18 protein-coding genes and 1 tRNA gene are annotated in these 18,212 nt (G+C 64.8%); 13 read left to right on the top strand and 6 right to left on the bottom strand.

The features are described from left to right. Positions 1-110: 110 nt before the first annotated feature. Entirely contained in the window at positions 111-2,456 is a 2,346-nt protein-coding gene (locus tag ACQY4V_RS04025) for an ATP-dependent helicase (RefSeq protein WP_428515621.1), read from the bottom strand. Positions 2,457-2,600: 144 nt separating this feature from the next. Continuing rightward, positions 2,601-3,059, bottom strand: coding sequence for a hypothetical protein (locus tag ACQY4V_RS04020; RefSeq protein WP_428515620.1), 459 nt, complete (start codon positions 3,057-3,059; stop codon positions 2,601-2,603). A gap of 313 nt (positions 3,060-3,372) precedes the next feature. On the opposite strand from ACQY4V_RS04020, the gene ACQY4V_RS04015 reads away from it, so the two are divergent. The 9 genes from ACQY4V_RS04015 to hisH all read left to right on the top strand — a co-directional run bounded on the left by ACQY4V_RS04015 (position 3,373) and on the right by hisH (position 13,588). Further along, positions 3,373-3,915, top strand: a complete 543-nt coding sequence (locus ACQY4V_RS04015; RefSeq protein WP_428515619.1) for a hypothetical protein — start codon at positions 3,373-3,375, stop codon at positions 3,913-3,915. Between the two features lie 349 nt (positions 3,916-4,264). Next, on the top strand, positions 4,265-5,407 hold the full coding sequence (locus ACQY4V_RS04010) for an alpha-hydroxy acid oxidase (RefSeq protein WP_428515618.1): 1,143 nt from the start codon (positions 4,265-4,267) through the stop codon (positions 5,405-5,407). Between the two features lie 275 nt (positions 5,408-5,682). Further along, positions 5,683-9,126, top strand: a complete 3,444-nt coding sequence (gene pyc, locus ACQY4V_RS04005) for a pyruvate carboxylase (RefSeq protein WP_428515617.1) — start codon at positions 5,683-5,685, stop codon at positions 9,124-9,126. Positions 9,127-9,242: 116 nt separating this feature from the next. Next, positions 9,243-10,070 (top strand): phosphodiesterase, encoded by an 828-nt coding sequence (locus ACQY4V_RS04000; RefSeq protein WP_428515616.1) that lies wholly within the window; start codon positions 9,243-9,245, stop codon positions 10,068-10,070. 180 nt (positions 10,071-10,250) lie between these two features. Continuing rightward, a complete protein-coding gene (locus ACQY4V_RS03995; protein ID WP_428515615.1) occupies positions 10,251-10,385 on the top strand; it encodes a hypothetical protein in 135 nt (44 codons plus the stop codon). A gap of 89 nt (positions 10,386-10,474) precedes the next feature. Then, positions 10,475-10,549 (top strand) — tRNA-Gly (locus ACQY4V_RS03990). Positions 10,550-10,794: 245 nt separating this feature from the next. After that, positions 10,795-12,213, top strand: coding sequence for a hypothetical protein (locus ACQY4V_RS03985; RefSeq protein ID WP_428515614.1), 1,419 nt, complete (start codon positions 10,795-10,797; stop codon positions 12,211-12,213). Positions 12,214-12,357: 144 nt separating this feature from the next. After that, on the top strand, positions 12,358-12,945 hold the full coding sequence (hisB, locus tag ACQY4V_RS03980) for an imidazoleglycerol-phosphate dehydratase HisB (RefSeq protein ID WP_428515613.1): 588 nt from the start codon (positions 12,358-12,360) through the stop codon (positions 12,943-12,945). Between the two features lie 4 nt (positions 12,946-12,949). Continuing rightward, positions 12,950-13,588, top strand: a complete 639-nt coding sequence (gene hisH / locus ACQY4V_RS03975) for an imidazole glycerol phosphate synthase subunit HisH (RefSeq protein ID WP_428515612.1) — start codon at positions 12,950-12,952, stop codon at positions 13,586-13,588. 3 nt (positions 13,589-13,591) lie between these two features. Here hisH and ACQY4V_RS03970 read toward each other — a convergent pair whose 3' ends face one another. Further along, the gene (locus tag ACQY4V_RS03970) at positions 13,592-13,975 is read right to left on the bottom strand and encodes a DUF2147 domain-containing protein (RefSeq protein WP_428515611.1); all 384 of its coding nucleotides are present in this window, start codon (positions 13,973-13,975) and stop codon (positions 13,592-13,594) included. 99 nt (positions 13,976-14,074) lie between these two features. Beyond that, positions 14,075-14,467: a DUF2147 domain-containing protein gene (locus tag ACQY4V_RS03965; RefSeq protein ID WP_428515610.1), complete on the bottom strand. Its 393-nt coding sequence runs from the start codon at positions 14,465-14,467 to the stop codon at positions 14,075-14,077. Positions 14,468-14,605: 138 nt separating this feature from the next. Here ACQY4V_RS03965 and hisA point away from each other — a divergent pair, with 138 nt between their 5' ends. Beyond that, positions 14,606-15,328 carry a 1-(5-phosphoribosyl)-5-[(5-phosphoribosylamino)methylideneamino]imidazole-4-carboxamide isomerase gene (gene hisA, locus ACQY4V_RS03960; RefSeq protein WP_428515609.1) on the top strand — a complete coding sequence of 241 codons (723 nt, stop codon included), beginning with the start codon at positions 14,606-14,608 and terminating at the stop codon, positions 15,326-15,328. Between the two features lie 25 nt (positions 15,329-15,353). Here the strand turns inward: hisA and ACQY4V_RS03955 are convergent, their stop codons facing one another. Together ACQY4V_RS03955 and ACQY4V_RS03950 are read right to left on the bottom strand one after the other, a co-directional pair. Beyond that, positions 15,354-15,806 (bottom strand): DUF302 domain-containing protein, encoded by a 453-nt coding sequence (locus tag ACQY4V_RS03955; protein ID WP_428515608.1) that lies wholly within the window; start codon positions 15,804-15,806, stop codon positions 15,354-15,356. A gap of 177 nt (positions 15,807-15,983) precedes the next feature. Further along, positions 15,984-16,676, bottom strand: coding sequence for a hypothetical protein (locus tag ACQY4V_RS03950; RefSeq protein ID WP_428515607.1), 693 nt, complete (start codon positions 16,674-16,676; stop codon positions 15,984-15,986). Between the two features lie 171 nt (positions 16,677-16,847). On the opposite strand from ACQY4V_RS03950, the gene hisF reads away from it, so the two are divergent. Genes hisF through ACQY4V_RS03935 form a run of 3 tightly spaced genes read left to right on the top strand, consistent with a single transcriptional unit; the run spans position 16,848 to position 18,207 of the window. Then, complete coding sequence (gene hisF / locus ACQY4V_RS03945; protein WP_428515606.1) at positions 16,848-17,612, top strand: imidazole glycerol phosphate synthase subunit HisF; 765 nt, start codon at positions 16,848-16,850, stop codon at positions 17,610-17,612. Beyond that, the gene (locus ACQY4V_RS03940; RefSeq protein ID WP_428515605.1) at positions 17,609-17,920 is read left to right on the top strand and encodes a phosphoribosyl-ATP diphosphatase; all 312 of its coding nucleotides are present in this window, start codon (positions 17,609-17,611) and stop codon (positions 17,918-17,920) included. The genes hisF and ACQY4V_RS03940 overlap by 4 nt, the downstream gene beginning before the upstream one ends. Beyond that, positions 17,917-18,207, top strand: coding sequence for a Dabb family protein (locus ACQY4V_RS03935; RefSeq protein WP_428515604.1), 291 nt, complete (start codon positions 17,917-17,919; stop codon positions 18,205-18,207). The genes ACQY4V_RS03940 and ACQY4V_RS03935 overlap by 4 nt, the downstream gene beginning before the upstream one ends. Positions 18,208-18,212: the final 5 nt, after the last annotated feature.

Below are 18,212 nucleotides of genomic sequence, written 5' to 3'. Positions count from 1 at the left end.
GGCCGAACGCGTCACATCGCCACCCGCGCCCCGAGACGCCGCATGTCGCGGCGTCGAGACGACCTGCGCGCGCACAGCGCGCCCCTTCGGATCACCGGCCCCCCACCCCGTCAGAACGGAATATCATCCGCCCCGGTCACGAACCGCGCCACCACCTTCTTGACCCCGGCCTTCTCGAAATCGATCTCCAGCTTGTCGCCCTCGATCCCGATGATCGCGCCATAGCCGAACTTCTGGTGAAACACCCGTTCACCCATCTCGTGCGCGCTCACGGCCTGCGCGTCGATCACCATGTCGCGCGCCTCCTGCGGCTGGCTCATCGGGCGCTGCTGGCTCCGCGCCTGCATCCGCTTCCAGCCCGGCGAGTTATAGACATTGGCCTCCGCCACGCGGGATTCGATCGAACCGAGGCCCCCGCCCGCCGCGCCATAGCCCCCACCATAGAGCCCCGGCGGCGTCAGCACCTCCACATGATCCTCCGGCAGCTCGTCGATGAACCGGCTCGGCATCTGGCTCTGCCACTGTCCGTAGACCCGCCGGTTCCCGGCAAAGGAAATCGTGCAGACCTCCTCGGCCCGCGTGATCCCCACATAGGCCAGCCGGCGCTCCTCCTCGAGGCCCTTCAGCCCGCTCTCATCCATGCTCCGCTGGCTGGGGAAGAGGCCATCCTCCCACCCCGGCAGGAACACGGCGGGAAACTCCAGCCCCTTTGCGGCGTGCAGCGTCATGATGCTCACCTTCTCGCCCGCCTCCTCGCTCTCGTTGTCCATGATCAGGCTGACATGCTCCAGGAACCCCTGCAGGTTCTCGAAGCCTTCCAGCGCCTTCACCAGTTCCTTGAGGTTCTCCAGCCGCCCCGGCGCCTCGGGCGTCTTGTCCATCTGCCACATCTCGGTATAGCCGCTCTCGTCCAGCACCATCTCGGCCAGTTCGACATGGGACACGTCCTTGTCCCCCACCATCCTCCCCCAGCGCCTGAGACCATCAAGCAGCTTGCAAAGCTCCGCAGCCCCCTTGCCGGTTAGGCCCTTTTCCTCCAGCAGTATCGCGGCCCCTTCCACCAGCGACACACCGTTCTGCCGCGCCGTCACCTGGATCTTCTGCTGCGCCTTGTCGCCAAGGCCGCGCTTCGGCGTGTTCACCACCCGCTCGAAGGCCAGGTCATCGGCAGGCGACACCACGAGCCGGAAATAGGCCATGGCATCGCGGATCTCCATCCGCTCGTAGAACCGTGGGCCACCAATCACCCGATATGGCATCCCGATCGTCAGGAACCGGTCCTCGAAGGCCCGCATCTGGTGGCTCGCCCGCACGAGGATCGCCATGTGATCGAGGCTCATCGGCTGCATCCCCCGCGTACCCCGCTGCATCGCCTCGATCTCTTCCCCGACCCAGCGCGCCTCCTCGTCACCGTCCCAATGACCGATCAGGCGCACCTTCTCGCCCTCCTCGGCCTCGGTCCACAATTCCTTGCCCAGCCGGTCCTTGTTGCCCGAAATCACGCCGCCGGCCGCAGCCAGGATATGCGGCGTCGAGCGGTAATTCTGCTCCAGCCGAACAACAGTGGCGCCCGGAAAATCCTTTTCGAACCGCAGGATGTTGCCCACCTCGGCGCCCCGCCAGCCATAGATCGACTGGTCGTCATCGCCCACGCAACAGATGTTCCGATGACCGCCCGCCAAAAGGCGTAGCCAAAGGTACTGCGCCACGTTGGTATCCTGGTACTCGTCAACCAGAATATAGCGGAACCAGCGCCGGTACTGCTCCAGCACGTCGTCATGGGTCTGAAAGATCGTCACCATGTGCAGCAACAGGTCGCCGAAATCCACCGCGTTCAGCTCGCGCAGCCGGGTCTGGTATTGTTTGTAGAGCGCCACGCCCTTGCCGTCATAGGCGCTGGCCTCGGCCGCCGGCACCTGGTCGGGCGTCCACGCCCGGTTCTTCCACTGGTCGATGATCCCGGCCAGCATCCGCGCGGGCCAGCGCTTGTCATCGATATTCGCCGCCGCCACCAGCTGCTTCAGCAGGCGCAGCTGATCGTCGGTGTCCAGAATGGTGAAGTTCGACTTCAGCTCCACCAACTCCGCGTGCCGGCGCAACAGCTTCACGCAGATCGAGTGGAACGTGCCCAGCCACGGCATTCCCTCGACGGCCTCGCCCATCAGCCGCCCCACGCGCATCTTCATCTCGCGCGCCGCCTTGTTGGTGAAGGTCACTGCCAGGATCTCGTTTGGCCTTGCGGTGCCCGTGTTCAGCAAATGCACCATGCGCGTCGTCAGCGCCTTGGTCTTGCCGGTCCCGGCCCCTGCCAGCATCAGCACAGGCCCCTCCAACGCCTCCACCGCCTCGCGCTGCGCGGGGTTCAGGTCATCCAGATAAGGCGTCGGGCGGGCCGCCATCGCACGCGTCGCCAATGACGCGCTTTCGAAGGCATCGGATTCGTCGAAACTGCTCATGGCCGAAGAATAGCGAAGCCGCGTCCCGAGGAAAAGCCAATGTTCACACTGTGTTCCAACCCGTTAACACTTATTCACACCTCTTGACGCCGTGTAGGGTGGGTTTCCAACCCACCTTTCATGCGCGGATCTAACGCCCCACGGCTACGACCCCGCGTCCCGCTCCCGCCGCAACGCCTGCAAATCGCAACGGCTGGCGACGGCCCCCGGTCCCGGCAGGTCATCCGCCCCCGCCGTGCCCTGCCGCAGGCCCGACGTGGCCGCCCACCGCTGGATCGCACTTTCCGAACACCGCAGGTACAGCACGCCCGCGGCTTGCGTGACATGGCGCATCTCGAACTCGAACCGGCCTTCATACCCGTCCCGGTCGATCAGGATCACCACGGGTTTCTTACCCGTCAAATGCTGCGCGAAAAGCGCCTGGTGCAGCGAATCCCGCGCGCTCGCGCTGCCGTCGAGGCTCAGCTCGATCACATGGTCCTCGGTCTCGCAATCCACGCGGACATACCGCTTCATGCCCGCCACGTCGAAATAGTGCCGCTGCTCCTCAACACTTCCCGCCAGAAACGCGCACAGCAAAGCGGCCAGTTCGATCTCGCCCATGGAACACACCCTCTCGCGCCCGAAAACCGTTAACAAAGGTTAACACGGCGCCCGCCAAACCATAGCCCCGATTTCAGTCCCACCGACCGGGCGCGCCCGCAATAACGTTTCTCAATCAAGATTAACGCCCGCGACCGCCCCACTTCTGCCACGCAAAGGATATCCCCCACGAAAATTCGTACGAATTTTCACTCATGCCGCGAACCGACTGCCCGGAACGGATCGGCGCGATCCCGCCTTCCCTGCGGCACCGATTGGAACGAACCGGCGGTCTCCCCGTTAGACAGGCAATGGAAAAAGGAGGAGGATCCCCATGAAACGCAAGATGACAAGCGTGCTCGCAATATGCACCATCGCCGGTCTTTCCGGCCCCGCCCTGGCGGATTGCCAGGATGAACTGGCACAACTCACCGGCGAGGCCGGAATGGAAGTCGAAGGCGGCATCTCCAAGGACGGCAGCCTGGCCCCGCTGGAAGACCCGGATGCAAGCGCCGACGCGTCGGGCAGCATGGACGGCGCCGACAGCACCTCGGACACGGGCGCGTCCGACAGCGGCTCCGACACGGACCTGTCTGCACAGGCCGAGGACATGAACTCGGACGCCTCCGAAAGCGACGGCGAGGTCGTCAAGGACGGCGACACCGCACCTCTCGAGACCGATACATCCTCCGTGGCCACCTCCGGACAGGACGCCGCCGCGCAGCAGGACGGTTCGGGCGACGACAGCGCCACGACCAGCTCGGACTCCGAGATGTCGCAAGAGGCCAAGGATGCCATCGAAACCGCGAAAGCAGCGCTCGAAGCCGGCGACGAGAAAGCCTGCATGGAAGCCGTCGAGGAAGCGCGCAATTCGTGACGCCGCGACGCACCGCTGAACGAGACCAGAACGCCGCCATCCCGTCCCGGGGTGGCGGCGTCGGTTTGTCCGCATCCGTCCCGGATCCGGTCCTGGACCTGCCCGCCTGATGCCCGGAAAACGCCGCGGTCTGCCCCGGGCGTTAACCTTCCCTCAACACTCGCGGCCTCCGGCCCGTCGCGCACCGCGCGTCGCGTCAACCAGAGCAAACGAGAAATTTCGCACCGTCGCCATACCACCCGGATACCGACGCGATACCGACGTGACATTTCGAATCGATCCGCACCGTTAACCCTGCCCGCGGATGATTTCCCTTTCCGGGCGCATCCCGGCTTGCTATCGCTTTGCCATGTCGCTCGATGCCCGTTTTCCCGCCATTTCCGACCTGCGCGCCCGCGCCCGTCGCCGGCTGCCGCATTTCGTCTGGGAATATCTCGACAGCGGAACCGGGTCCGAAGCCACGACGCGGCGCAACAAGGCGCAGATCGATGCGGTCCGCCTGATGCCCTCGATCCTGCATGGCGAGATCGCCCCGGATCTGAAAACTTCCCTTTTGGGACAAGAGTTTGACATGCCCTTCGGCATCGCTCCAGTGGGCATGTCCGGCATGATCTGGCCCGGCGCGGAACAGCTCCTGGCCCGCGCCGCGGCACGGGCGAACATCCCCTACACGCTCTCCACCGTGGCCACGCAAAAGCCCGAGGATCTGACCGGATCACTCGGCCCGCATGCCTGGTTCCAGCTCTATCCCCCACGCGATCCCGAAATCCGCAAGGATATGATCCAACGCATTAAAAGCGCAGGATTTTCCACGCTGGTCCTGACCGTGGACGTGCCCATCGCCTCGCGCCGTGAACGCCAGGTGCGGTCAGGCCTGACCACCCCGCCCCGGATCACGCCGCGTGTCCTCGCGCAGATCGCGATCCGCCCAGCCTGGGCCATGGGCATGTCCGGTCGCGGTATGCCCCGCATGCGCTTCATCGACGATTATGCGCCGGATACCAAGGGGTTACCCTCGAACAAGCATGCCGGCTACCTGCTGCGCACCTCCCCGGACTGGTCCTATCTTACCTGGCTGCGCGAGCATTGGGACGGCACTCTGATCATCAAGGGCGTACAGGATCATCGCGACGTGGCCCGCCTGCAATCCGAAGGCGTCGACGCGATCTGGATATCCAACCACGCCGGCCGCCAGTTCGACGCCGCCCCGGCCACGATCGAGGCGCTGCCTCTCATCCGCGCCGAAACCGACCTGCCGATCCTCCTGGATGGCGGTATCGAGAGCGGCCTGGACATCCTGCGTGCCTTGGCCCTGGGGGCGGATTTCGTCATGCTTGGACGGGCCTGGCACTATGCGCTCGCCGCCCTCGGGCGGGACGGCCCGGGGCATCTGGTGCATATCCTCAAGACCGATCTCGAGGCCAACATGGGCCAGTTGGGCCTTGGCCGCCCCCGGGATGCCCGCGGCCGCCTGCTGCCGGACCCGGACTGAGCGACCATAGCGCCCGACCTTCACGAAGCGTTAACCTGCGTACCCGTACAGTCTCGCGGCGACCCGGCCCCGACACGCCCCCCGGTGTTCGGCACCGGTCTCCCAATCGGGTAGCCTCACTACCCGCCCGGCCAAGAAAATCGCTCGGCGGTGGATGTACCCACTTTGTCGGATTGCGCTACCCTCTTGCAAAACCTAAAAACAGGCGCAACGCTGCACTGCGGCGCAAACACTGCGGAGCAACCGCAGCGAACGACATGACGGGAGGACGGGCCATGGCCGAGTTCAAGAAAATTCTGATTGCCAACCGGGGCGAGATCGCCATCCGCATCATGCGCGCCGCCAACGAGTTGGGCAAACGCACCGTCGCCGTCTATGCCGAGGAAGACAAGCTGGGCCTGCACCGCTTCAAGGCCGACGAGGCCTACCGCATCGGCGAGGGGCTGGGCCCCGTGCAGGCCTATCTCTCGATCGACGAGATCATCCGCGTCGCCAAGAAATCCGGCGCCGACGCGATCCATCCGGGCTATGGCCTTCTGTCCGAGAACCCCGCGCTCGTGGACGCCTGCGAGGCCAACGGCATCACCTTCATCGGCCCCAAGGCCGAGACCATGCGCGCCCTTGGCGACAAGGCCAGCGCCCGGCGCGTCGCCATCGAGGCCGGCGTGCCGGTCATACCCGCCACCGAGGTGCTGGGCGAGGACATGGACCAGATCCGCAAGGAAGCGTCCGAGATCGGCTACCCGATGATGCTCAAGGCCTCCTGGGGCGGCGGTGGACGCGGCATGCGACCCATTCAGTCCGAGAAGGAGCTTGAAGAAAAGGTCCGCGAAGGCCGACGCGAAGCCGAGGCTGCATTCGGAAATGGCGAAGGCTATCTGGAAAAGATGATCGAGCGTGCCCGCCATGTCGAGGTCCAGATCCTGGGTGACAAGCACGGCAACATGTACCACCTCTTCGAGCGTGACTGCTCGGTCCAGCGCCGCAACCAGAAGGTCGTCGAACGCGCGCCCGCGCCGTACCTGACCGACGCGCAGCGCGAGGAAATCTGCCAACTGGGCTACAAGATCTGCAAGCACGTCAATTACGAATGCGCCGGTACGGTCGAGTTCCTGATGGATATGGAGACCGACCAGTTCTACTTCATCGAGGTGAATCCTCGCGTCCAGGTCGAACACACCGTGACCGAGGAGGTCACCGGCATCGACATCGTCCAGGCCCAGATCAAGATCGCCGAGGGCAAGACGCTCGAGGAAGCCACCCGCAAGGCCGGCCAGGACCAGATCACCCTCAACGGCCACGCGATCCAGACCCGGATCACCACCGAGGACCCGCAGAACAACTTCATCCCCGACTACGGCCGCATCACCGCCTTCCGCGAGGCCACCGGCATGGGCATCCGCCTCGACGGCGGCACGGCCTATTCGGGCGGCGTCATCACGCGGTATTACGACAGCCTGCTGGTCAAGATCACCGCCCACGCGCAGACCCCCGAAGGCGCCATCGCCCGGATGGATCGCGCCCTGCGCGAGTTCCGTATCCGGGGCGTCAGCACAAACATCGCCTTCGTCGAGAACCTGCTGAAACACCCCATTTTCCTCAGCAACGAATACACGACCAAGTTCATCGACACGACGCCCGAGCTTTTCGATTTCGCCGCCCGCCGCGACCGGGGCACCAAGGTGCTCACCTACATCGCCGACATCACGGTAAACGGCCACCCCGAGGTCCAGGGCCGCGTGAAACCGCGCGAGGATCTCGCCCTGCCCCGCGCACCGAAGCCGAAGAACGAAACGATCACCGATGGCGCCAAGCAGATACTCGACCGTGACGGGCCGCAGGCCGTGGCCGACTGGATGGCCGCCCAGAAACAGGTGCTGATGACCGACACCACCATGCGCGACAGCCACCAATCGCTGCTGGCGACGCGCATGCGGTCGATCGACATGATCCAGATCGCCGAGAACTATGCCCATGATCTTCCACAGCTTTTCTCGGTCGAATGCTGGGGCGGCGCCACCTTCGACGTGGCCTACCGGTTCCTCGACGAATGCCCGTGGCAGCGCCTGCGCGACCTGCGCGAACGCATGCCCAACCTGCTGACCCAGATGCTGCTGCGCGGCTCCAACGGCGTGGGCTACACCAACTATCCCGACAATGTCGTGCAGGCTTTCGTGAAACAGGCCGCCGACAGTGGCGTCGACATATTCCGCGTCTTCGACCCCCTGAACTGGACCGAGAACATGCGCGTCTCAATGGACGCCGTGCGCGACGCCGACAAGGTGCTGGAAGCGGCGATCTGCTACACCGGCGACATCCTCGACCCGAACCGTGCGAAGTACGACCTGAAGTATTACCTCAACATGGCGCGTGAGCTGAAAGAAGCCGGCACCCATATTCTGTGCATCAAGGACATGGGCGGCCTTCTGAAACCGGCCTCCGCCACGGTGCTCTTCAAGGCCCTCAAGGAAGAGATCGGCCTGCCCATCCACTTCCACACCCACGACACCGCTGGCGTGGCATCGGCCACGATCCTTGCCGCCGCCGACGCGGGTGTCGATGCCGTGGACTGCGCCATGGACGCGCTTTCGGGCAACACCTCCCAAGCCACCATGGGCTCTGTCGTCGAGGCCCTGCGCCACACCGACCGCGACACCGGCCTCGATATCGGCGCAATCCGGCAGATCTCGATCTACTGGGAAAACGTACGCGAGCATTACGCCGCGTTCGAGAGCGCCATGCAGTCGCCCACCTCCGAGGTCTACCTGCACGAGATGCCCGGCGGACAGTTTACCAACCTGCGTGCCCAGGCCCGCTCTCTGGGGCTCGAGGCGAAGTGGCCCGAAATCGCCCGCACCTATGCCGACGTGAACCAGATGTTCGGCGACGTGATCAAGGTGACCCCCATCGCCAAGACCGTGGGCGATCTGGCGCTGATGATGGTCAGCCAAGGCCTCACCTGCGAGGACGTGCTCGACCCCAAGACCGAGGTCAGCTTTCCCGAAAGCGTCGTGACCCTGATGAAGGGCTACGTGGGCCAGGCCCCCGGCGGCTTCCCCGACAACATCGTGCGCAAGGTGCTCAAGGACGAAAAACCGATTACCGTCCGCCCCGGCACGCTGCTTGAGCCCGAGGACCTCGAGGCACGCCACAAGGAGCTTCAGGACAAATTCGAGGACGAGAACATCGACAACGAGGACCTGATGGGCGCGATGATGTATCCCAAGGTCTTCGATGCGTACATGGAGCGCCACCAAGTCTATGGCCCCGTGCGCACCCTGCCCACCAAGACCTTCTTCTACGGCATGGAACCGGCCGAAGAGATCTCGGCCGAGATCGACCCCGGCAAGACGCTGGAAATCCGGCTGGTCGCCGTCGGCGAAACCCACGAGGACGGCGAAGCGCGGGTGTTCTTCGAACTGAACGGCCAGCCCCGCACCATTCGCGTGCCTGACCGGCGCGTCAAGGAAACCGTTCAGGCCCGCCCCAAGGCCGAAGTCGGCAATGCCGACCACATCGGTGCGCCCATGCCGGGCGCCGTGGCCACCGTGGCGGTCAGCGCGGGCCAGCAGGTCAAGACCGGCGATCTGCTGCTGACGATCGAGGCGATGAAGATGGAAACCGGCCTGCACGCCGAACGCGACGCGACCGTCAAGGCCGTGCATGTCCAGCCGGGCGCCCAGATCGACGCCAAAGACCTGCTGGTCGAGCTGGAGTGACCCCTCCCAGGCGGGGCGCGCATCCCGACGCGCCCCACCCGCGACCGGCCAACAGCCCCCTTTCCAAAACCCGCGAATCCGACAAAGCTGCGCCGGTCTGAAGCCCGGGGGATGTCATGCAGAAAATCATCGTCTTTACTGACATCCATTTCGTGCCCGAGGGCGAGACGATCATCGGCCTTGATCCCGCCGCACGCTTCGCCCAAGGCCTCGCCCACGCGCAGAAACACCACCCGGATGCCGCCCGTATCGTCATCACCGGCGATCTCACCCATCACGGGACCGAACCCGAGTACCGCCGCCTGCAAGCCGCGCTGGCGGACGTGCAGATCCCCGTGTCGCTCATGCTGGGAAATCACGACCGCCGCCGCCCCTTCCGGTCGGTGTTTACCGATGCGCCGCAAACGCCCGAGGGATTCGTCCAGGATTCGATTGACCTCGACGACACCCGCCTTGTCCTGCTCGACACCCTGAACGAAGAGTCCGACGACACCCATAGCGGTCTTCTGTGCAATGATCGGCTGGACTGGATGGAAGCCGCCATCGCAGGCGCACAAGGCCACCGCGTGATCCTCTTCCTGCACCATCCGCCCATCCTCACCGGGTTCGGCGGCATGGACTGGATCGGGCTGAAATCGCGCCGTCAGCTGGCCGCGCGGCTGGAAGGGCACGACTCTGTCCACCAGATCGTCGCCGGCCATATCCACCGCACGATCCAGGGCGGGTTCGCCACCGGCGCCGGCAACCGCATTCCCACGGCGATCTTCAAAAGCCCCTGCCACCAGATGCCCATGGCGCTCGGTTTTCAGGATCCCAGCCTTTCGGTGGACGAGCCGGGGGCCTACGGCCTTCTGCTGCTTGGCCCGGACGGGATCGTGGTGCACACCGAGGACTTCACTCTGCCGCCCGCAGACCGCGTCTGTTACGACACCGACAGCGGCTGACCTGCGGTTTCGCGGCTTGCCGACATGGCGCCGGCGTCCGCGTGGTCGCCTCAGGGTCAGGCGCGCTTTTCCGCCACTTGGCACCCGCCCCCCGGTTTTGCTTGCCCGATGGCTGTCGGGATACTACCCTCAGTTGCACCCTGCTGCATTTGCCGCAGTCTCTACCGAAGGAGACGTGACGTGACCGGATTGCATGATCAAGACCCGGATGTGCCGACGCCCCCGACGAAAAAGCGTCGTGCCCTGTTTTTCGCATTTTTGCTGCTTGCCTCGACCCTTGTCTATGTCGAGCTGATCCTGCGCTACGGCAGCTGACGGCCGCCGCGGCAAAAAAATCCGCCCAAGCTGCGATTTTCCCTTGCAGCCCCGCGCGAGACTTTATATCTCCGCCTCACCCAACGGACGCGGGCGTAGCTCAGGGGTAGAGCATTACCTTGCCAAGGTAAGGGTCGTGAGTTCGAATCTCATCGCCCGCTCCATTAAATCAAAGGCCGACAAACCTTTGATAGGGTCTTATTCCAGAATTGCAGGTTACAGCAGGTTATACCGCAGATAACGCGCCTCGCCTCCCACGTGCTGGGACATATTTGGCAACGTGCTCCGGATGCATTTAACGGTAAAACCACGTCAGAGACGTCTGGTATCATGTTTCGGTATCGGTAAGCTGGACGTCAGTGCGCTCCGATCACACTGCGCATCAGACCCGGGACTCAGGAGGTCTTTCATGCGCTTTTTGCATGTCATTGCAGCCCTCGCGCTTAGCGCGTCATCGGCCATGGCACAGATGCAATGCGATCGCGACCTTCTCCTCGACATGGCTACAGAGGTCATCGACTCTCGCGCGGACCTGCCCGGTTTGTCAGGTCGCAGCACAGGCGGGGACGCCGCCTACCTCCTGCTGCGCTACGGCGGCATGAATGCCCAAGATCTGACGAAGGCGCTGGCCGCTGGCCGCCCCTACTCGCACACCGAAGAGCTGTTTCTGGCGCAGCGCATCACCCAGCTGGGGCCCGAAGGCACGAAGATGTGGGGCGCAGATCCCCGTGACGTCCTGATCTCCGCCTTCTGGCCGGTTCAAAGGGCGATCCTGCTGCTCGACGACGGGGACACCTATTTCGACCTCGTGCGGCAGATCGAGGCCGATCCGGCCCGTGCCGAAAAATTCAAAAGCACCTGGTTCTATGGCGCCAACCTTCATGCTCTGTTGACCGATCAACCCGTCGAGGTGCTGCAAGACACGGCGCGCCGGGCCGAGGGCGACGGTCACCTCGTCGTTGCCGCATCTCTATACGCCTTGATGCCCGAAGGCGCCTACGAGGCCTTCTGGGACAGGGCCCGCACCAGCGGGTTCGAGCCTCTGCGCCTTGCCGGACCGCTTATGATGAATTCGAACGGCAGCGCCGCGCTGGTGCGGGACATCGCCATGTCGGACCCGGACAACCCCGCTGGCCTGGACCAACGCCTTCAGCGCCAGCGCTTCTTCGTGACGATGAAGGCGGGCCTCGCCGAAGCCGGGACGCAGATCCTGGGCATCAGCCTGAATCAAAGCGGGCGCGAAACCGAGATGGCGTACGTCAGTGAAAGCTTTCTGACAGCTATCGAGAACGGCGACATCAGCCCCGAGCAGCGACCCGAGGAAGCCTGGGTCTTCATCCTGTCCGCGATGAAGGAGGCTCTGGGTGCCGACCCTGCCGAAAATATCCTTCGCGCCTTCGATCAACGCGCGGACCACCGCCATTACGCCGGCCGCGCGCTTCAAGTTCTGGAAATGGCAACCGCCGCCGAGGCCGCCGGCCCGTGGCTGCGCGAAGAGGTCGCCGATCCGCCCGGAAAACCCGCAAGCCTGGGCCAAGGCTTCGACTGGCCGCGCGCCGTGTCGGTCTGGTCCATGGTCCGAACCGGCGGGCAATTCCCCGATGAACCACTGACCGACGATGATTTCGCCCTCGCCCTGGAAGGCCACGTGCAACGGGGCGAGATAAACGCCGCACTGGACCTGGCAGAACGCAGCGGCGGGCTCGAAACCCGCCTCGATCTCACCCGCGACGTGATGTTACGGCAAAATCGGCTTTGCGACCAACACGGGATCATCCCGGGACAATCCATATTGCTGAGCGGCCAGCTGCTCTACGACTTTCAGTGACAGGCGCGACCCCGCGCTGCTTGTCTGACGTCAACACCTCCAAATGGCCAATCCGCTACAGGTTCCGCAGGACGGCACCGCCCCCCTTGGCGCGCCTGCCCGCGCCGCCTATAACGGCGCGGCAAACACTCAGGGACGCACCCAATGCGCAGCGCCAACATCACCCGCAAGACCGCGGAAACCGATATCTCGGTCACGATCGACCTCGACGGCACCGGCACCTACGACAACCGTACCGGCGTGGGGTTCTTCGACCACATGCTGGACCAACTGGCCCGCCACGCGCTGATCGACATGGAAATCCGCTGCGAGGGCGACCTGCATATCGACGATCACCACACGGTCGAGGATGTGGGCATCGCGCTCGGACAGGCCTTGGCACAGGCCGTGGGCGACAAGAAAGGCATCCGCCGCTATGGTGCCTGCCTGCTGCCGATGGATGACGCGCTGGTGCGCGCCGCGCTGGATATTTCCGGCCGGCCCTATCTGGTGTGGAACGTCGCCATGCCCACCGCCCAGATCAAGACATTCGACACCGAACTGGTGCGAGAGTTCTTCCAGGCGTTCAGCACCCATGGCGGGCTCACGCTGCATGTCGATGCGCTGCACGGCATCAACAGCCATCACATTGCCGAGGCTGCGTTCAAGTCCATCGCCCGCGCCCTGCGCGACGCGCTGGAAATCGACCCGCGCAAATCGGACGCGATCCCTTCCACCAAGGGCACGCTCTGAGCCCATGACAACTGTCATCGTCGATTACGAATCCGGCAATCTGCATTCGGCCGAAAAGGCGTTTCAGCGCATGGCGTCCGAGGCCGGTGCCGGCAAGGTCCTCGTGACCTCGGACCCCGAGACCGTACGCACGGCCGCACGCATCGTGCTGCCCGGCGACGGCGCCTTCCCGGCCTGCCGGGAAGAGCTTTATGACCATCGCGGCTTGTTCGAGGCGATGAAGGAGGCGGTCATCGACAAGGGCCGTCCCTTCATGGGCATCTGTATCGGGATGCAGATGCTGGCCACGCGCGGGCTGGAATATACCGAGACGGACGGGTTTGACTGGATTGCCGGCACGGTCGGTCCGGTCGCGCCGTCGGATCCGTCGATGAAGGTTCCGCACATGGGCTGGAACGATCTTGTGATCGACACGCCCCATCCCGTACTTGACGGCGTAAGCACCGGCGACCACGCCTACTTCGTGCATTCCTACCATTTCGAGGTCGCGGACCTCGCCCAGCGGATCGCCCATGTGGATTATGGCGGGCCGGTGACGGCCGTGGTGGGCCGCGACAACCTCGTCGGCACCCAGTTTCACCCGGAGAAAAGCCAGGCCACCGGCCTGCGCATCATCCGCAATTTCCTGACCTGGACGCCCTGAGGCTTACTGGATGCGGGTCCAGTTCTGCGACATGCAAACCGGCCCCATGCAGCCCCGGACCGTCATCCTGTCGCCCAGAAGGGTCATGCCCGCGGGATATTCGCGCTGATGGGACGGTATCCAGGCGCGCCCTTCGTATTTGCCGTTGCCGGTCGGCGTGGCGTTTCGGATCACCTTGTGCCCGACGCTCGCGGCCGCCACCTCCTGCCCTTGCGAATTGAAGGTCCGCGTGATCTTGCCGCAGACGGCGTTGCCGCAGTCGTACACATTCACATGGGCGATGATGCCCTTCTTGTCGGGCTCGGTCTGCCACGTGCCCGTCGCCGGATCGGCCAATGCCGCGCCCGTGGTTCCGATCAACAGTGCAAAAGACATAGCCATACGCATTGGCCGGGCCTCCTTCTTACCTGATTTCAACATATTACAGGTAAGACGTGCGGCCCGGCCAAATCGTTCAATCACAGTTCCGTATCAGCGGAAAAGGGCTTATTTCACCTTTGTCCACGTACCGCCATCGCGGCAGATGCCCAGGACGCAGCCCGACACTTTCAGGGCATTGCCGTTCATCTGAAGTCTGGAATTGTAGGTCTTGCCGCGGTCGGGGCTGTAAACCTTGCCGGTATAGCTGCCATTGCCCTTGGGCACGGTCTCGGAAATGATGTTGCGCCCCACGTTTTCGCTTTTGATTTCCTGTCCTTGACCGTTATAGGCCTTCACCAGCGTGCCGCAAAGCTGCGCGCCGCAGGGCTTGACGTGGATCAGGCCGGAATGCCCGTTATCGTCTTTCGCCGTGCGCCAGTAACCTTCCAGCGGATCGGCGGCAAAGGCCACGCCCGCGCTCATCAGGGTGGCCACGAAGGCCAGTGTCATCGTTCTCATGCGTATCTCCTCCCGCAAATGATGCCGCGCAGTCTGCGGCCTCCGCCCCGTCCCGATCAAGCCTGACGCCACGTCGCGTTGCAAACGCCGTCCCGTCATGGCACATCGCGGCGAAGTTCACAGACCGGATGACCGCCCATGATCCTCTACCCCGCAATCGACCTGAAGGACGGCCAGGCCGTGCGCCTGCTGAAAGGCGAAATGGAGAAGGCCACGGTGTTCAACGACGATCCCGCCGCGCAGGCGATGGAGTTCGTGAACGCGGGCTGCGAGTGGCTGCACCTCGTCGACCTCAACGGCGCCTTCGCCGGTGAGCCGGTAAACGCCGCCCCGGTCGAGGCGATCCTGGAACGCACAAAGGTGCCCGCCCAGCTTGGCGGCGGCATCCGCGACATGGCGACGATAGAGCGCTGGCTCAGCAAAGGCCTCGCCCGCGTCATCCTGGGCACCGTGGCGGTCGAAAATCCTGCCCTTGTGCGCGAGGCGGCACAGGCCTTCCCCGGCCAGGTCGCCGTGGGCATCGACGCCCGCAACGGGCGCGTGGCCACCAAGGGCTGGGCCGAGGAGACCGACGTGATGGTCACCGACCTCGCACGCAGCTTCGAGGACGCGGGCGTCGCCGCGATCATCTACACCGACATCAACCGCGACGGCGCCATGCAGGGCCCGAACATCGAGGCCACGGCAGCACTCGCAAACGCCGTCTCGATCCCGGTCATCGCCTCTGGCGGTGTGTCGTCCCTAGACGACCTCATCGCGCTGAGGGATTGCGGCGCCCCTCTGAACGGCGCGATCTCGGGCCGGGCGCTCTACGACGGGGCGCTGGACCTGAAAGAGGCCCTGCGCACCCTCTCCGCCTGACGCGAGACCGGCACGCAAGAGCGGGTCAGCCGCCCGCCGCCTTTTCGGTCAGCTTGCCAAGCGCGCCGGTCATCTGCTGGATATACGGCGCGTCGTCGTCGATCCCGTCCAGTTCGTCGAACATTTCCTCCGGGTCCTCGTAGGCCAGCCAGACCTGCCCTTCCGCATCTTCGTACACCAGCACCTTCATCGGCAGGAACAGCCCCGCCAGCGGGTCGGCCTGCATCGCCGGCGTGCCCAGCTTGGGGTTGCCGAAGATCAGAACCTCCGAGGGGGCCAGTTGCATCCCGACGCCTTCGGCCCCGCCGGCATGGTCGACACGGGCAAAGACCGTGGCACCGGCACCTTCCACCGCCGCTTCCAGCGCGTCCATCGTGCTGGCCACGTCCTTGCCGGACTGCACCTTCATCAGATCGTCGTCTGCGAATGCGGGGCCGGCCAGCGCGGTCACGGCGGCAAGTGTCAGAAATCGTTTCATCTCGAATATCTCCTGCAAGGGGTCCGTCCATCGCTATAGCTAAACCGACCGCGCCGCGTGGAAACAGATATTCGCGCGATCGGCCCGATCCTGCCGGGCCCCGTCCTCACGCAAACGAACACCCGGCCGAGGACCGGGTGCTGACTTTCCATTTAAGGCGGGCCATTGAAGGCGGGCCTATTGCCAGGTCGTATAGCCCAGTGACAGCGTCTTGGGCGATCCGCCCGAGACAGCGTTCACGCGAAACTGGCTGATCCGCCCTTCGTTGGTCTTGGCGCAGATGTAGGACCCCACCGGAATATCCCGCAGCGATACCCGGTTCGCGCTGAACCGCGCGCCCCGGCAGCCGTCAAAGCCCCGGTTGCGCCGGTCGCCCACACCCAGCTGCGCGCCATTGCGCGGCGCCACGTACAAAAGCTCTGCCGTTTCCGCCTGGAACCATATGTCCACGCCACTTCCGCGACCCACCGCCCCGCGGTCAAGGTCCGCCGTCCACGTCTGCGGAATGTCCAGCGGCCCGGTCGAGAAGGTCCGCGCCCCCGCGCCCGAGGCAGACTCGCGGTTGCACTCGAACTGCCGACCGCTCACCCGGCAGGTCGCCCCCTCCGGCGCATAGCGCTGGATCGACCCTGCTGGTCCGTAGATGCACTGCAACGCCGCGCGCCCGCCGATATTGGTGACCCGCGCCTCGGTCAGCGAGTTGACGATCGGCGTGTTCCACCAGTCGCCGGGAACCGCCGTGGTCACCTCGCGGCGGATCTGGCTGTGCGGGCAGGTGATGGTCTCGGCCTGCGCCGGTGCGGCCGGCGCGGCCACGGCGGCGGTCATGGCCAGCGACAGCATGGCAAGGGTGGATTTCAAAGACATCATGGCTTGGTCCTTTCGGAAGGATTGGAGTGAGGCGCAGAACCGCGCCGACACCTATCCGTCGCCCATCCCCCCGGCGGGGTTCAAAAATCACCGCCTGGAGATGCGCGCGTCCAAAGCCCCATTGGCACCGCCCGCCGCCCGCGCTAGAAGGCAGGCGCGAAAGGACGGCCCATGCTCAAGATCCGCATCATTCCCTGCCTCGACGTGGCCGATGGCCGCGTGGTCAAGGGCGTGAACTTCGTCAACCTGCGCGACGCGGGCGACCCCGTGGATGCGGCCCGCGCCTATGACGCCGCCGGCGCCGACGAGCTGTGCTTTCTCGACATCCACGCCACCCACGAAAACCGCGGCGTGATGCTCGACGTGGTCACCCGCACGGCCGAGCAATGCTACATCCCTCTGACCGTGGGCGGCGGTGTCCGTACCGTGGCAGATGTGCGCGCGCTCTTGCTTGCCGGCGCCGACAAGGTCTCGTTCAACTCCGCCGCGGTGGCCGACCCGGACGTGGTGCGCCTTGCCGCCGACCAGTTCGGCAGCCAGTGCATCGTGGTGGCCATCGACGCCAAGACGGTCAGCCCCGGCAAGTGGGAAATCTTCACCCATGGCGGGCGCAAGCCCACCGGCATCGACGCCGTCGAGTTCGCCAAGCTGGTCGAGGATAAAGGCGCCGGGGAAATCCTGCTGACCTCGATGGACCGCGACGGCACCCGTTCCGGCTTCAACCTGCCCCTCACCCGCGCCATCGCGGACGCAGTCTCGATCCCCGTCATCGCCTCGGGCGGCGTCGGCACGCTCGATCACCTGGTCGATGGCGTGACCGAGGGCGGCGCCTCCGCGGTGCTTGCCGCCTCCATCTTCCACTTCGGCGATCACACCATCGCCGAGGCCAAGGCCCACATGGCCGCGGCCGGCATCCCCATGAGGCTAGGCGCATGACCCTCGAAGAGCTGGAACAGATCGTCGCCGCTCGCGCCAGCGCCTCGCCCGAGGACAGCTGGACCGCCAAGCTGCTGGCCAAGGGCCCCGAGAAGGTCGCCGAGAAGTTCGGCGAGGAAGCCATCGAGGCGCTGATCGAAGCAGTCAGGGACGACAAGCCGCGCTTGACGTCAGAGGCCGCCGACGTGCTCTTTCACCTGCTCGTCATGCTGCACAGCCGCGGCGTCTCCGTGGATGACGTCATGACGGAACTCGCCGCCCGCCAATCGCAATCCGGCCTTGCCGAGAAAGCCGCACGATCCGAATGATTCGCCACATCGTTTTCTTCACCGCCAAGGATCCCGCCGACCTGCCCGAAATTCGCGCCGGTCTGGAAATGCTTGGCCAGATCCCCCACAGCACCCATTTCGAGGTCGGGCAGAACATACATGCCGACACCCTGACCGGCGCGGAAGTCGATCTCGTGGTCTATGTGGAATTCCCGGACGAGGCCGCGCTCGCGGCCTACAAGGCCCACCCGATCTATTCCCGCGCCATCGCCCGCGTCAAACCCCTGCGAGAGATGCGCATCGCCGCGGATATCCCCGTCGCCTGAGCGCC

The organism is Roseovarius sp., assembly GCF_965277045.1.
In the GTDB taxonomy this organism is placed as follows: domain Bacteria; phylum Pseudomonadota; class Alphaproteobacteria; order Rhodobacterales; family Rhodobacteraceae; genus Roseovarius.
This window is presented reverse-complemented; position numbering and strand designations above follow the sequence as displayed.

Coding starts and splice junctions, on each gene's coding strand:
- ACQY4V_RS04025 (WP_428515621.1), bottom strand. CDS start 2,456: ATGAGCAGTTTCGACGAATCCGATGCCTTCGAAAGCGCGTCATTGGCG.
- ACQY4V_RS04020 (WP_428515620.1), bottom strand. CDS start 3,059: ATGGGCGAGATCGAACTGGCCGCTTTGCTGTGCGCGTTTCTGGCGGGA.
- ACQY4V_RS04015 (WP_428515619.1), top strand. CDS start 3,373: ATGAAACGCAAGATGACAAGCGTGCTCGCAATATGCACCATCGCCGGT.
- ACQY4V_RS04010 (WP_428515618.1), top strand. CDS start 4,265: ATGTCGCTCGATGCCCGTTTTCCCGCCATTTCCGACCTGCGCGCCCGC.
- pyc (WP_428515617.1), top strand. CDS start 5,683: ATGGCCGAGTTCAAGAAAATTCTGATTGCCAACCGGGGCGAGATCGCC.
- ACQY4V_RS04000 (WP_428515616.1), top strand. CDS start 9,243: ATGCAGAAAATCATCGTCTTTACTGACATCCATTTCGTGCCCGAGGGC.
- ACQY4V_RS03985 (WP_428515614.1), top strand. CDS start 10,795: ATGCGCTTTTTGCATGTCATTGCAGCCCTCGCGCTTAGCGCGTCATCG.
- hisB (WP_428515613.1), top strand. CDS start 12,358: ATGCGCAGCGCCAACATCACCCGCAAGACCGCGGAAACCGATATCTCG.
- hisH (WP_428515612.1), top strand. CDS start 12,950: ATGACAACTGTCATCGTCGATTACGAATCCGGCAATCTGCATTCGGCC.
- ACQY4V_RS03970 (WP_428515611.1), bottom strand. CDS start 13,975: ATGCGTATGGCTATGTCTTTTGCACTGTTGATCGGAACCACGGGCGCG.
- ACQY4V_RS03965 (WP_428515610.1), bottom strand. CDS start 14,467: ATGAGAACGATGACACTGGCCTTCGTGGCCACCCTGATGAGCGCGGGC.
- hisA (WP_428515609.1), top strand. CDS start 14,606: ATGATCCTCTACCCCGCAATCGACCTGAAGGACGGCCAGGCCGTGCGC.
- ACQY4V_RS03955 (WP_428515608.1), bottom strand. CDS start 15,806: ATGAAACGATTTCTGACACTTGCCGCCGTGACCGCGCTGGCCGGCCCC.
- ACQY4V_RS03950 (WP_428515607.1), bottom strand. CDS start 16,676: ATGATGTCTTTGAAATCCACCCTTGCCATGCTGTCGCTGGCCATGACC.
- hisF (WP_428515606.1), top strand. CDS start 16,848: ATGCTCAAGATCCGCATCATTCCCTGCCTCGACGTGGCCGATGGCCGC.
- ACQY4V_RS03940 (WP_428515605.1), top strand. CDS start 17,609: ATGACCCTCGAAGAGCTGGAACAGATCGTCGCCGCTCGCGCCAGCGCC.
- ACQY4V_RS03935 (WP_428515604.1), top strand. CDS start 17,917: ATGATTCGCCACATCGTTTTCTTCACCGCCAAGGATCCCGCCGACCTG.